The sequence below is a fragment of the Alteromonas sp. V450 genome, from assembly GCF_001885075.1.
Taxonomy (GTDB): domain Bacteria; phylum Pseudomonadota; class Gammaproteobacteria; order Enterobacterales; family Alteromonadaceae; genus Alteromonas.
On record NZ_MODU01000004.1, the window covers coordinates 2,710,063 to 2,724,270 of the forward strand.

The 14,208-nt window shown below is 44.8% G+C and carries 9 protein-coding genes and 1 pseudogene; 7 read left to right on the plus strand and 3 right to left on the minus strand.

The window, feature by feature from the left end:
• Positions 1 to 307 precede the first annotated feature (307 nt).
• The 6 genes from BK026_RS11805 to BK026_RS11830 all read left to right on the plus strand — a co-directional run bounded on the left by BK026_RS11805 (position 308) and on the right by BK026_RS11830 (position 9,139).
• The gene (locus BK026_RS11805) at positions 308 to 2,785 is read left to right on the plus strand and encodes a S8 family serine peptidase (RefSeq protein WP_071816026.1); all 2,478 of its coding nucleotides are present in this window, start codon (positions 308 to 310) and stop codon (positions 2,783 to 2,785) included.
• Positions 2,786 to 2,877: 92 nt separating this feature from the next.
• A complete protein-coding gene (locus BK026_RS11810) occupies positions 2,878 to 3,720 on the plus strand; it encodes a DUF6689 family protein (RefSeq protein WP_071816027.1) in 843 nt (280 codons plus the stop codon).
• A gap of 51 nt (positions 3,721 to 3,771) precedes the next feature.
• Positions 3,772 to 4,614, plus strand: a complete 843-nt coding sequence (locus BK026_RS11815; protein WP_071816028.1) for a GAF domain-containing protein — start codon at positions 3,772 to 3,774, stop codon at positions 4,612 to 4,614.
• 79 nt (positions 4,615 to 4,693) lie between these two features.
• Complete coding sequence (locus BK026_RS11820; protein ID WP_071817625.1) at positions 4,694 to 7,831, plus strand: serine/threonine-protein kinase; 3,138 nt, start codon at positions 4,694 to 4,696, stop codon at positions 7,829 to 7,831.
• A complete protein-coding gene (locus tag BK026_RS11825) occupies positions 7,824 to 8,513 on the plus strand; it encodes a sensor histidine kinase (RefSeq protein WP_071816029.1) in 690 nt (229 codons plus the stop codon). Before BK026_RS11820 ends, BK026_RS11825 begins: the two co-directional genes overlap by 8 nt.
• Positions 8,510 to 9,139, plus strand: coding sequence for a response regulator transcription factor (locus BK026_RS11830; protein ID WP_071816030.1), 630 nt, complete (start codon positions 8,510 to 8,512; stop codon positions 9,137 to 9,139). Before BK026_RS11825 ends, BK026_RS11830 begins: the two co-directional genes overlap by 4 nt.
• Positions 9,140 to 9,242: 103 nt before the next feature.
• Here BK026_RS11830 and BK026_RS11835 read toward each other — a convergent pair whose 3' ends face one another.
• The gene (locus BK026_RS11835) at positions 9,243 to 11,693 is read right to left on the minus strand and encodes a S8 family serine peptidase (RefSeq protein WP_071817626.1); all 2,451 of its coding nucleotides are present in this window, start codon (positions 11,691 to 11,693) and stop codon (positions 9,243 to 9,245) included.
• Between the two features lie 173 nt (positions 11,694 to 11,866).
• Here BK026_RS11835 and BK026_RS19675 point away from each other — a divergent pair, with 173 nt between their 5' ends.
• The gene (locus tag BK026_RS19675; protein ID WP_177247907.1) at positions 11,867 to 12,007 is read left to right on the plus strand and encodes a hypothetical protein; all 141 of its coding nucleotides are present in this window, start codon (positions 11,867 to 11,869) and stop codon (positions 12,005 to 12,007) included.
• Between the two features lie 185 nt (positions 12,008 to 12,192).
• Here BK026_RS19675 and BK026_RS11840 read toward each other — a convergent pair whose 3' ends face one another.
• A complete protein-coding gene (locus BK026_RS11840; protein WP_071816031.1) occupies positions 12,193 to 12,807 on the minus strand; it encodes an ankyrin repeat domain-containing protein in 615 nt (204 codons plus the stop codon).
• Positions 12,808 to 12,957: 150 nt separating this feature from the next.
• Positions 12,958 to 14,097, minus strand: a pseudogene (locus BK026_RS11845) (catalase); the annotation flags it as partial.
• Positions 14,098 to 14,208: the final 111 nt, after the last annotated feature.

Consider the following 14,208-nt stretch of genomic DNA (forward strand, 5'->3'; position numbering starts at 1 on the left):
GACAGCTTTTATTAGTACTACCTAATGAAAACACGCCATGAACAGTACTTACGAATCAATATAAGAGGAAAACCAAGCAAAGGTAATTAAACATTTGTAGAAAAGTAAAACAAAATTTGACCAACTTTCACGCTAGATAGGGTGAACCCCCTATATCAGTTCAAGTTTTAGGGGTTCAGTATGAACGGGTATTTTGCTGCGATGATGTGTATCGCCCTTAAGGCTCACAAACGCGAGTACACCCAGGTTTATGAGCCGTCACTTTGGCTAAAACTACCAAGCGCAGCCCTAGAATTTGGAGAAAACCATGAAAAAGTTTGCCCTTACAACCCTTGCTGCTGCGATGCTTGCTAGTCCTTCAGCTCAAACATTAGCGGATGCTTATATCGGCGCACAGATGGCCGACAAACTTGTAACGCTGTCGCCCACTGAATCGATGATGGCAGTGGTGACATACGATCAGATGTCTCCCCTTGCAGAAGCGCAAGTAACACAACTGCTAAACCTAGGTATTACGGAAGGCGTTCAGTTTAAAAACTTACCGATAATCGGCGTAGTTGCAACAAAAGCGCAAATAGAAGCGATTGCACAATTCGACGGAGTTCGCTCTATTTTTGCAAATAGAGAAATGACCCTGATGAATGCGGATGCGCGTGAAATTACCGGCGTAGCTGACTTACAAGGCGAAGATTTTGCAGCAAGAAACGGTACCGAGTTTACCGGTAAAGGCTCTACGGTGTTGGTCATCGACTCAGGGATTGATGCGTCGCACCAGGACATCTTTTTCGGTGATACTGTGGTAGACAATGTTCAGGCAATCTTAAACCCAGGTGCACTGTCGATTGTTGGCATAACAGGCCCAACGTTTGCTAATCAAGTAAATACTGATTTGAATTCAGGCCATGGTACGCACTGTGCCGGTACTATTGCAGGGTCGGGCGAGATGTCTGGCGGCAAGCATCGTGGTGCAGCACCAGACGCAGACCTTATTGGTTATGGTTCAGGTGCGGCAGTATTACTGCTAGACACTATTGGTGGCTTTGATTACGCCATCAGCAAACAGTATACATTTGAAAACCCAATCAAAGTAATTAGCAACTCTTGGGGTTCAAGCGGTAAGTACGAGCCACTTGGGCCAGTGTCATTGGCTAGCTACAAAGCGCACACAATGGGCATGATAAGCGTATTTGCAGCAGGTAACTCTGGTCCAGGTGAAGACTCACACAATCCCTATGCACAAATTCCATGGGGGCTTTCAGTTGGCGCAGGTGATAAATTTGGAAAATTAGCTGATTTTTCATCACGCGGTCTTAAGAGTGAAAGTGGTGACTTCACCATGCCTGACGGTACCGAATGGACGTATAGCAACGATGTCAGCATTGTCGCGCCAGGGGTAGATATAATTTCTACACGAGCAGTGCTTAACGCAGCGGCAAATGGTGGTGACGGCGACATTGGTGCAATCGAAACACAAAACCTGCCTTTCTACACCATGATTTCAGGCACATCAATGGCAACGCCACACGTTTCAGGCATCATCACATTAATGCTGGAAGCTAACCCGTCGCTTGATAACCTTACAATAAAACGTTTACTACAAGAAACAGCGACAAATATGCCAGGTTACGAGCGCTGGGAAGTGGGTGCGGGTTATGTGAACGCACGCTCTGCGGTTGCAGCGGCATTGGACTACGACGTAGACCACAAAGTTACGGTAAACAACCTCGAAGAAAATAGCTTTAATGCTAACGCCATTGTTACAACTAGCGATAAAACAGAAAACTTTGAAGTATTTTATTCACCGGTTGGCGCACCTGAAATCAAAACCTTTGAGGTTGGCGCTGACGAAGTAATGGTGAAGGCGTCTGCCGATTCGTTTGCGAACCTAACAAAATTGGTACTTGTTGCACCTGATAACACAGAGTATCGCGGTAACCTAAGTACGCCAGTACTGGAAACCAGCATGCGCGTTGCTGCTCCAGCGATGGAAGGCACTTGGGGGGTTTACGTTTATGGCCTAACTTCACTATCGGGTGTAGAAGCAGACCCATTTGGTTTGACTAACGGCCCAGGTCTACCAGAAACGTTTGATGTGACTGTGTCTTTTGACATCGGTGGTGGTTTCGAAGGAATGGACGACGTTGAAGGTCACCCACAGCAAAAAGCTATCGAATTTGCCGTTAGCGAGCGCCTGATGGACGCCGCTGGAGATGAAGGCTTTAAGCCGGACGACGTACTAACGCGTAAGGACTTTGCACGCTATGCTGTTATGGGCGGCGCGGTTAGACAATATCGCGACCTGCTAAACGATGTGGCACCTCAAACCGGTGCGGTGGAAGCAACGGACAAAGCATTTGTTGAATCTGTTATGGCAAACGGTGGAGCGCTAAAAGATAAGCTTCGTACACAAATGCCGGTACTTAGAAGCGTTAACGGCGATGCCAACCCGTTAGGAAGCGTTACAAAACTAGATATTGCTTACTCTTTAGTACAAATGCTTGGACTACAAGACATGGCAACTAGCTTTGACCCTACACAGGACATTGTTGTGAGCTTTAGAGGCGAAGAAATAGCGCTATCTGACCAAGACAGCATTCCTGATAACATGAAAGGATACGTGCAGCTTGCACTTGATTTATCGCTGATTGGTGCTGAATATAGCGTTGAGCAAGGTCCTTTCACGCTTTCACCTAAATTTACTGCGAAATATTCACCTGATACAGAAATTACGCGAGCACACTATGCCGTACTGGTATCGCGTTATTTCAAACAGTATTTTGAGTAAAAACGCAACCCCTTGATAACGGTGCCATTATTATATTTGATAATGGCACCGTTTTAGGCTAAATTTTAAACAACACTGAAAGAGGTCATCCTATGATGTATACTGCGATGAAATTCAGACAACTCGCCACTGTTGTTGCCACTACCCTACTGCTTATTACGTCTGCCAATGCACAGGTCGTTACACCTTCTACGCTTACCGTAAACGATAATAAAGTACAAGCAAAGCTGTCACTAACCAGTCTAATTGAAGTTGATTTAACTGTTGAGTTTGAAAATAGCCTTGGCCTAAATTCAAATGCCATCGACATAACTGCTGAGCTGATAAATCCAACAGACACAGGCATTACAGATAGGCTCCCCTCTTTATTAACTAGCGCGGTGTCAGGATTTCCTGTGCTGGTCTCTATTGCGCCGAAACCAGACGCAGGTTTTGCATTTGAAGGCGTCGCTCAGGTTGAAATATATACCAAAGCCATTCACTACACGCCAAGTGTTCCATGGCGACTATTTACGTCTCATAACAATGGTGAATTTGAAGACATCACTACACTTACATCTTCAGGCAGCTATCGCGCTCGCGGCAGTACCGGGCAATTTTCTGATTTTATAATTTTGCTAGACACACGAGCACCCTCAGCAATTATAAGCGATAAGTTCTTGCTTGTTAGCGAAACACTGAACGGCAATAGAGGGTTAATTAGCGCGCCACTAGAGGCGGTTTTGGATTCAGGAATAAGCGATTTAAATGCAGCACTCGCTAGTAACGACTATGACGCGGCTTTGACTATTGTTGACGGTTTGATAGTCGTGCTGGGAAATGCTTCTGGAAGTGAAATAGCCGATGTTTGGCGCTCAAGCAATGACTTAGTTAACGCTAAAGGAATGCTGATTTCACGTCTGCAAACGCTGCGCTATAGCCTGAGAATTATTTAACTTGCTGCACGTAGTCGTGCGACAGTGAATATTGTTTTTTCGAGGTAAACAATGCCTTTACAACTTGCAGTAACAGAACAAAACGGGAGCATAAGCGAACATTTGTTGTACGAGGGGCGTACCTACCACGTAGGGCGCGCAGAGGATGCAGATATTGTTATTGCACACCCCCAAGTGTCTCGCTCACACATAGTTCTTCGCTCAACTGCAAATCGCCAAGTCACACGCCCCATATGGACGTTGGAGGATACAAGCTCTACAGGTTGTTTTACTGCACGAGGTGCGGTAAAGGCCCTAGCGCTTGAAAAGCCGCAAACGCTTCAACTTGGCCCGGTTCCTTGTAGATTCACACCTATTGAAAAAAACAACGTTGTTCAACTCGATAGTCAAAGAGAATGGCGTAAACGGCAATTACAGCAATATCAAGAACAAATACAGTCGTGCAGCAGCAGTCAGTCACTGGTAAATTTAGCGCAAGAATGCTTGGTTAATTCCCTTGGATGCGAGCGCGGTGCATTAGTGCTTTTCGACCGCATTAATAACTTTTCTATCGAGATAGGTTATCAAGATTGGATGCAGAGCGAGATTTTTACCGGTAGTCGCACACTGATTAACCAAACCATGCAAACAAACAGTGTTCGCGCCATTGGTAATATTGCGGCTGACGAATCCCTTAACCAGCAGCACAGTATTATAAACTATGGTATTCAAGCCGCGATTAGCGTTCCTGTATGTGTACAAGACAATCCGGTAGGCGTACTTTACGCAGATTCGATTTCAAACCGTCGTTACTTTACACAAACGGACATAGAATTTGCCACCTCACTGGCTAATCTAATCTCCATGCGTTTGTTATTCCACAAAATTGAGCATAGACTTTCTCTTATCAGTTAGTTCGTTTCATGTCACGCGCCTTCCCCTGATTGGAAGAGTTGTGATGATAGTATGCAAACAGTGAAGTGTGGAGAAGCCTTTGAACAGGCCAGACTTACCTCAATCGCAAAACAATTCGCTAAAAACTGAAGCCTTATCATTGCAAACAAGCTTTGCAATCAATACGCTTTTGTCCAGTCGGTTTCGCATTACTGAACAACTTGGTGCTGGTGCACAAGGCGCTGTCTATTGTGCGAAAGACGAGCTCCTTGGCGTAGACGTTGCACTCAAAATCATTGAAGGTGGCGCTCAAGATCCACTAAAAATTCAAAGCATCCGCAATGAAGTAAATATTGCTCGCCAATTACAGCACCCCAATATTATACGCGTTCATGATGTATTTACTGATGGTCCTCACGCTTTTTTTACCATGGCATATGTCGATGGTGAACCGTTATTCCAGCGCCTACAGCGCCCTGTCAGTCCTGCGGAATACGAATGTTGGCAACAACAGCTAGTAGAATCCTTGTTGGCATGTAAAGCGGTTGGCATTAAGCATGGTGATATCAAGCCCGACAATGTGTTAATTGATCATGAAGGTAACGTAAGGCTCATTGACTTTGGTATCGGTCAAGATTCTGCGCCTCAAATACAAACCAGCGGTCATCAGCATTACACAGCTCCCGAGATTGTGCAGACAGGGAATGCAAGTGAGAGCTCAGACACTTACAGCTTAGGAAAAGTTCTTGAAGATATTTTAGCCTCGGTAGAAACGTCTAAGCTGTCAGTTACACATATTTTTTGGCATAAAAAGCAGCGTTCGCTGATAAATCAACTCACCCACAGAATGCCTAACCAACGACTAGATTTAGCGTCGATTACTACCCATAACGACGCTCAAAATAGTCTTGTTGCACGGCTCACCCCAAGCGGCATCGCAGCCACATTTTTAGCGCTCGTTATCGTAGCCAGTGTTGTGTATGCTTTTTTCACAACGTCGGCGGCGCGATTGCCGGCAGATAAACCGGTACAGTTGGTCATATTAACTGCGCCAAAGTACCCATTGCTCGATACCATTAATACGTTACTTCGCTACCCGCTTAGTACGCATCCAAACCTAGTACTCGACAACAGTAACGAAACCAGCACGCTTATAGACAACCTAGGCTTAACGCCTTTTGAGAACAGCAATCAACGAACCGACTTAGCAGCGATGTTGGCAGCAGATAGTGTGATGCTTATTGATGCGACCCCGCTTGATAGCACAGCTTATATGCTTCAAGCCACTGTACTTTCAATGCCTAGCAACCTCTCTGTTTTTACCGTAACGCATAGCATCAATACAAATACACTTTCTGAAGACCTAGATAGCTTCGCGAATAAACTTATCAACGCTTTATTTAACGCAATAGGTAACGATATTTCTCCACCAGATTTACGGTACTTAGAAGCACTGGATAACGCATGGCAACAGGGAAAACAACTTAAGAATGAAGACACTATCGACGCGATAATCGCTGCAACACCCGACTATCCGGGGGGGTGGGTTGCGAAGTCACAATTAGCTCTTCAACAAGGGGATTTTGACACAGCGCGAAATGCGATTGAAACGCTTAAAACACTTCCTAATTTATCACAGTATTGGCGGCTTCAGGGCGAGCTAATTAGAGCTGAGCTAAATAACGATTTAGCGCTTGCGCAACAAGCCATCAATGCATTGGTAGATCAATATCCAGACAGGCCCGACTTGCTCGCTACTCGCGCAGGCATATTTCAGTGGGCCGGTGAGGATGCCAAAGCAATGGAAGACTACCGTAGTGCGCTTTCTTTACGTCCAAACAACGGACAGCTATGGTTTGAACTTGCGCGACTACAAATCATTAATGGCCAAATCGACGTAGCCACAAGCGAGTCATTAACACGTGCCTTAGTTGCCTTTCGCCAAGCAAAAGACCAAATAGGAGAAAGTTTAGTATTAAACGCCTTTGGCATTGCCTATCTACGAACAGCTGACAACGCAACGGCTGCACGATATTTTAATGAGGCATTAGCCTTAAGAGATGCAAAAACACAACCCTCAGAACGTGCAAAAACACTGGCTAACATTGCGATTGCCACGTCGCTTATTGGCGATTACGACACCGCTGAATCGTCACTACAGGAAGCCATTATACTGTTGCACGATTTAGGAGATTTAGCACAAGAGGCACATGTGAGCGACACGCTCGGCTTTATGTTTGAAGAGCGAGGGCAATATGTTCAAGCCTTAACACATTACAAGCACGGTTTAGATTTAAGAGTGCAGTTAAACGATAAAGTACTCCAACCACAAAGTATGAGTAACGTCGCATACACGCACTTTCTTATTGGAGATATCTCACTTGCTGAAATTTACTGGCAACAAGCAAAGTCTCTCTTCGAATTAAACGGCGATACATCGCATCTAATGCGGACATACCAACACCTTGCACAATTGAGTTTAGTAAAGGGAGATAACAACGCAACTACACGTTACTTAAGCCTTGTAGAAAGTCATAACGACGTATTGCACTCTCAAGAAAAAATATATAACCACCTGCTCTACAGTTTTTTGAATTTTGCCAACGGTAATTTACAGAAAGCAATAGAACATATGACTAAAGCTGAGGCTATTGCTAAAGCGACAGACGATGCTCGAGGTGAAATTGAAGCGATGCTGTGGAAAGGGGAAATTTGTCTGTTGACAGCCGACTGGCCGTGTTTAGCACAAAGCATAGCGTCTGTAGAGCCAATGGTTATGCCTGAATATCACGAGCAACGCGCTGTACTGAAATGGCTTACCGTCGCGCTTAAACACCATGACGGTACGCTTAGCAGTTCCGACTCAAGCTTTTATCAATCGTTGGTTGAAGACGCAAATATCCCGGTGATGACTGAAATAAAAATTCTGCTAGATATGCAAGAAAGGTTATCACTTGGCGCGGATAGCGCTTTAATGACGAAACTGTCCACGGCGATAAAACCTACCTATTACCAGCCCTACCTTCAATGGCTTTACTTAAAAGCAAGCCAAGGCGATATTGCAGCGACAGAGAAACTCAAACAAAAATTGGCGCTTTACCCCACTTATTGGAGAAGTCACCTATACTATAAAGTAATACCAGGAAAGGAAAACATAGCCGATGAACTGGCAAAACGTTGGCTATCGAAGCTAACCGAAAACCAAGCAAGTGCGTACCAAAAGGCATATCTTGACTGATATAGAAAAAGAAATTGCAAATATAAAAGCGCTGCAATCCACCTTGCAACGTCAGCTAGATGCAGACCAAGAGGTGCTGCAACAACTGGCTAAACGATTGTGGGCACAGCAAGAGTCCGAAAAAGCAAAGCTATCGAGAGAATTACATGACGGTATCGGACAACTGCTTACAGGCTTAACCAGGCGACTACAGGCGCTTTCTTCTACCTCACCTGAAATTACAACGCTGCACGCTATAGCAGAAATGGCATTGAATGATGTAAGGCAGCTTTCTCGATTAATGAGCCCTACTATCCTGGATGACTTAGGTTTAAAGCCCGCACTCAACTGGTTATGTAGAAACTTATTGAGCGAAGAAAGTATTGAATATCAAACCGACATTGATATACCTGCCGACTTATCGAAAGACATCAGCATTCTTCTTTTCAGAATTGCACAAGAAACGCTGGTTAATGCGATTAAGCATAGCGAAGCATCTTTTATCGAACTTTCAATCAATTACCATCATAACGTTGTCAGGTTAGATATTACTGATGATGGAAAAGGTTTTGACAACAGTCACATTGAGCCAGGTATAGGCCTTTCAAGCATTCGCGACCGCGCCAAGGCGTTTAACGCAACCCTTGAAATAGATTCTGCCGTTGGACAAGGCACTAGAACAACAGTAACGGTACCTATATGACAATTCGCGTAGTACTTGCAGACGACCATGTCCTCATGCGTCAAGGCGTCTCTCAAATGCTTAATGCAGACCCCCACATCACTGTTGTAGGTGAGTGCGATGATGGTGTCGAACTCATCAATGCAGTGTTAAAGCAGTCACCTGATGTAATTCTAATGGACATATCAATGCCGAAAATGAGCGGGCTGGTTGCCATAGATAAAATTCTCGCTCAGCGCAATGAAGCGAAAATACTCGTTTTATCGATGCACAATGAAGTTGAGTATATTGAAGCGATGCGCGATGCGGGAGCGAAGGGTTACATTCTAAAGGAATCATCCGGTGACTCATTGGTAGAGGCCATAAAAAAAGTGGCCGCTGGAAAAACGTGTTTTCCAGATGAGATAACACAGCCTGGAAAATCAACAACCCAAAAACACCTTTCTCCAGTAAGTGTGCTTACAAGAAGAGAACGAGAAGTATTTTTTCTTGTTGCTGCCGGTAATACCAGTAGAAAAATTGCGGAGCTTTTAGACATGAGCCTTAAAACCGCAGAAAACCATCGCAGTAATATATACAAAAAGCTTAACTTAAGTAGTTCTGCCGAGCTTATTCGAATGGCTGGCAAGGCTGGATTACTGGAGTAATCTACAAGGATTTTTCACAGTTGAACAAAAAAGGGGAGTTTCTAATGAAACTCCCCTTACTTTTTTTGTTTGTTCGGGGAAGGTATCAGACCTTCCCTTTTTATTAGTTTAGTTCCGCGTAATTCATTAGCGTGAACGCTGCCTCGCCACGTGTCATACCGTTTTGAGGATTGAAGAACGCTTTGAACGATGGCTGTAGGTCGAATGGACCTTGCTCTACAACAACGTTCACTGACATCAATCCTAGCGCAAGGGCTTGCTGCACGTAGCCTCTGTACTCTGGTGCAATCGCATTGGTATCTTCTACCTCAATCGCTTCGCCAAATACCACTGCTACAACTTTTTCAGCATTAAAGCTTTTTGCTTCAGCTTGTAAGCCTAGCGCTTGAACCATTGAATATGCCATTTCTTCTTTTGTAACTTGCATGTCACTGCCGAAGAAGTCGCCATTCGCTAACATAACCGGCTGGTTCGACATTTCTAAGTCGCTAAGTACTGCACCTGTCGCTGTCGCTGAATTAATTGCCGCAGAGAACGTTGAATCAACATCTACGTAGTTAATGGTGTTGCCATCGTTGGTTTGACGTAGGTTTGCACTTAGTGCAAGCGTATCTGCCAAGTCAACACGTGTTAGTGGCGCATCAGGCTCGAAACCATTTTCTTTACCGTCCATTAGCTCGCGTGCCACAACATATTCGATGAACGGTTTTGCAGGGTGGTTAGCAATATCGTCTAAGCCAGAAAAGCCCGCTGTTTCAACCAAACGAATATTAACTTCGTTGGTGCCAGGCAATCCAATACCGTTAGTTATACCTAGCGGATCTAAAGGCAGACCACTAACACTTCCGATTCCGCGGCTGTATACTTTCCACGTACCTGGAACTCCCCTTGCTGCTGTGCCTACGGCTGAACCCAATACGGGCAAACCTATTCCTGAACCATAACGATTACCAAACGGGTCTTCCAGTACGAAAGCGGTTGCGTTTTCAATTGACGCACTCGCTACAACCATCGAGACATCTTTGCCTACTTCGAACGTTTCTGCTGGCGCATCACCCACAGGCAAATACGTTACCGTTCTGGTGAAGCTGTCGCCTTCAACCACGTTGGCAAACGCGTTAAACTCACGGTTTTTCTTAACCGTATCACCAAAGACCTCTTCACCTTCAAGTACCGCCGTTACCGCTGCATAAGCGTTAACATAACCGGCGCCCACTTCCCACTCGTCCATTCCTGCCATAGGGGTTGCAGTTTCTTGCAAGATACGTTTTACATCATTCCACTGTAGTTCAGGGTTTGCTTCTAACATCAGCGCAACAATACCAGATACATGAGGCGCCGCCATTGAAGTGCCGCTTGACACGGTGTAGTAAGGCAAGTGCTGAGGTTCAATCATGTCCGCATCATCAGCAGCGCTTAGCCCGCCCAAACTTGATAGCGAGGCTCTAGCAGAAATAACATCTACGCCAGGAGCAGTAACCGTAGGACGGTCTTCCCATGTAAAAACTTCACCGTCAACAGTTACTTCGCCGCCTTTACCATCTACGCCACGAGAACTAAAGTCGGCAAGGCCACCTTGTTTATTGCCGGCCGCAACGGTAATTACCCATGGCGCCTTTTTGAAATTACCTGTGATGGTTGATTCACCAGGGCCTGAGTTACCTGCCGAGAACACAGTGATAATACCGTTATCAGCTAATGCTTTAGTCACAACGTTTGTTGGGTCATCTGGGTTAAACTCTGTACCCACATCGCCTGTGCTGCCAAATGAATTTGAGATAACACGAATATTGTATGTAAACTGATGAGTCAAGGCGTAATCAAACCCGCCTATTGTGTCGAGAATGAATAGACCTGCACCAGAGCCGTAACCGATAATATCTGCACCTGGTGCTACACCAGCGTGTAGACCGCTACTTCTTGAACCGTTGCCGCCCACAGTGCCTGCAACGTGAGTACCGTGGCCACCTAGAATATCGGTATTCGACACGTTTTCCTGGTAAGTTATTGGCAAGATACCACTGTAGCTGGCTAAGTTAACTTGAGCTAGAACGTTTTGCACTACGTGATTTGGAAACGCCAAGTCGCCATGCGTGCCGTCAACGCCTGAGTCATTTACCACAACGCCAATTCCTTTGCCCGAAACTGGCATACCGTTAATGCGAATATCACGGTCAGCTTGAAGCGCTTGAACACCTGTTATTTGTGTTGATTCATGGTTTTCTAACACTAGCTCGTCGTTGTTCCATACTGATACTATGTCGTCACGCTGATATAGCGCCTCAACCTGCGCTTTGTTAGCCAGCACACCAACAATCGGTACATTTCGTAAGCTAACACCGCCAGTAATACCTAGCGCTTCCAGTGCTGAAATTTGCTCAGCAGTTGCAGGTCCTTTGCCCTCGAAAGTAACAATTACTTGTTGTAGTTCTAATGGTGATGCCGCTAACGCATCTGCTAGCGTTTGATCAAATGTTTTTGCATTCGCCATGCTTGCGGGTAAAGACAATGCCACAGCGACTGATAAAATTGTTTTGTTATTAAGGAACTTCATAATACACCTCTCTTTGAGTACCACTTGAGTATTTATTAACCAGCCAAACAAAACCATGGGGGGTTCCCCCTATTCGAAAAACAATTAAAAAAAAGCATATGAATCAGAATGTTAAAAAGAAAAAAGCCCCTGCAGTGCAGGGGCTATAAAACCAACCAAATAAGAAACGGTAAATGGCTGGAAGGAACGAACTCATTGTTTTTGGCTTAGTGAGTGTCGTTGTTGGGACCATCGTTGAAAAAAACGTAACAGCAGCGACCTTCTTTACTCTTTACGCTGTGAAGGCGACAAAGCTTTTATTCGACAACCACTAATTTGCTCGCGTTTGTCTACGTCTTGTCTTTAATGCGTAGCTTTATAAGTCTTTATTTTTAGTGCATTTACGTCAAATAATACCCTTTAGAATGACGAAAGATATAGGTGAATGCACCTAGAAAAGGTTTGGAAAAAAATTGCGGGTATTAAGAGCCTCGAGGTGCCATCGTTTATTCAGCGATCTTTATTGAGATTCTGTGGTTAGCCGTGTGGCTAACCCGTAGTTGCCTTGAGAAAGCGCAATATCTGCTACGGTATTACCTGATTTATCGACATGCTTCGGATCTGCACCTTTATCGATAAGCGTATTGATAATTTCTTGTCTATCGAAAAGGCTTGCAAACATCAACGCCGTTTGGCCTTGCTCGTTTTCTTCATCTATATCGCAATCAGCAAAAACCAGTCGCTTAGCTACACTAACGTGACCTTTAAATATGGCCCCCATGAGTGCGGTGTTTCCGCGGTTGTCTTCTTGACATGGGTTGGCATTAGCTTCGCTGATAAGAAAGTTCACGGTGTCGGTATGCCCATGGTACGCCGCAAGAATAAGTGCGGTGTAGCCTTTTTCATCGGCTACATTTACATCTAGGCCGGCTTGATAAAATGCATCTAGCATGGCGCTATCGCCTTCTCGCGCTGCATCAAAATAGCGTGCTTTTAAGGTCTCTGTATCAGGTCTAATTGAACTTTGTTGTGTATTAGCGTGAGTGGTTGCGTCGGTTGCGGCACCAGTATAAAAACTAGTGAAGGTGGCAACGACGAACAATACTGCCGTAAGTGTTTGCTTTAAGAAAGACATTGTGCCCCCTTACTTATATATCTAAATTTGGTTACTACTAAACTGTTTTCAGTAAAGCTGTTCCAGAAAGATTGTTATAGAAAAATGGTTTGAGAAAAATGGGAGTTACTCAATACTGTGATGTAACTCCCAAGCCTATTGCTACTTAGCTTATTGCATTAGTGCGGTTAGGCTTTCAGCAACTTGCTTTGCTTTAGCGGCACGTGCAGCTTGCTGTTCCATTAAGTCTTTCGCCGTTTGACGAACTTTAGACATTGGTGCTTTCGCTAATTTTGCTACACCTGCACCGTAGTCCTTATCTGCGTTGTACATATACGCACTGATAATGACGCGAATTTCTTCTTCAGGTACCGAAGCTAACGCTCCGCCTAGGTTACTAATTAAGTTTTCCTGGCCTTCTTTAGTTAGGTTTCTGAAAAACTCACCCGCTTGCTTAAAGTTTTGCTCTTTGTAAAACGGAATTTGTTGTGTCATACCTGCAAGCGGCTTGCTTGAATAACGAAATGCTGGGTCTTCGTTAAGATCAAGACGACGGCTTGGCTGGTAGTTCACATCGCGATTAGTACGAGTTGTGCGTAGCTGACCATGTTGCTCATGGTTGTTGATAACCGCATTTTTAGGCGCATTAACTGGAATGCGGTACGCGTTTACACCCAGGCGATAGCGCTGTGTATCAGCATATGAGAACAAACGACCTTGAAGCATTCTGTCTTCTGACGGCTCAATACCAGGAATTAGATTGCTCGGTGCAAATGCCGCTTGTTCAGTTTCTTCAAAGAAGTTATCTGGTACACGATTAAGCACTAAGCGACCAATCTTTTTAGCCGGCACAAGCGATTCAGGCCAAATCTTAGTGGTATCAAGTGGGTTAAACTCAAAATCATCCAATTGCTCTGGCTCCAGCTCTTGTAAATAAAGATCCCAAGACGCTGTTTCACCATTTTCACCAATTCGCGTGTAAATGTCGGTAGTATGCGGCTGCATATCCGTTCCCTGCACTTTCATGGCTTCTTCATTGGTGAAGTTCTTAATTGGCTGGTTCGACTTCCATGTGAACTTCACGTACTTGTAATTACCTTCGTCATCAACAAACTTGAAAGCATGTACACCTGAACCATCCATATTTAGATAGCTTGCCGGTGTGCCGTAGTCAGAGAAAAGCATAGTTAACGTGTGCGTTGACTCTGGGACGTGCGAGAAGAAATCAAAAATGCGCTTAGGCTCTTGCTTATTCGTTACCGGCGATGGTTTAAATGCATGCACCATATCTGGGAACTTGATTGCATCGCTAGTACCAATCCGAATAGATAATTGCCCACTCAGAAGGCGCTGGCAAGTTTCCTAGCAAAGCGTGGGAATGCAGGAATGGCTGTTCCCTTTCAAATTCCCAGAATGAAGCTA

Excerpts from the sequence above, each read along its gene's own strand:
- BK026_RS11810 (WP_071816027.1), top strand. The coding sequence starts at position 2,878 with ATGATGTATACTGCGATGAAATTCAGACAACTCGCCACTGTTGTTGCC.
- BK026_RS11815 (WP_071816028.1), top strand. The coding sequence starts at position 3,772 with ATGCCTTTACAACTTGCAGTAACAGAACAAAACGGGAGCATAAGCGAA.
- BK026_RS19675 (WP_177247907.1), top strand. The coding sequence starts at position 11,867 with ATGGCTGGAAGGAACGAACTCATTGTTTTTGGCTTAGTGAGTGTCGTT.
- BK026_RS11830 (WP_071816030.1), top strand. The coding sequence starts at position 8,510 with ATGACAATTCGCGTAGTACTTGCAGACGACCATGTCCTCATGCGTCAA.
- BK026_RS11840 (WP_071816031.1), bottom strand. The coding sequence starts at position 12,807 with ATGTCTTTCTTAAAGCAAACACTTACGGCAGTATTGTTCGTCGTTGCC.
- BK026_RS11805 (WP_071816026.1), top strand. The coding sequence starts at position 308 with ATGAAAAAGTTTGCCCTTACAACCCTTGCTGCTGCGATGCTTGCTAGT.
- BK026_RS11835 (WP_071817626.1), bottom strand. The coding sequence starts at position 11,693 with ATGAAGTTCCTTAATAACAAAACAATTTTATCAGTCGCTGTGGCATTG.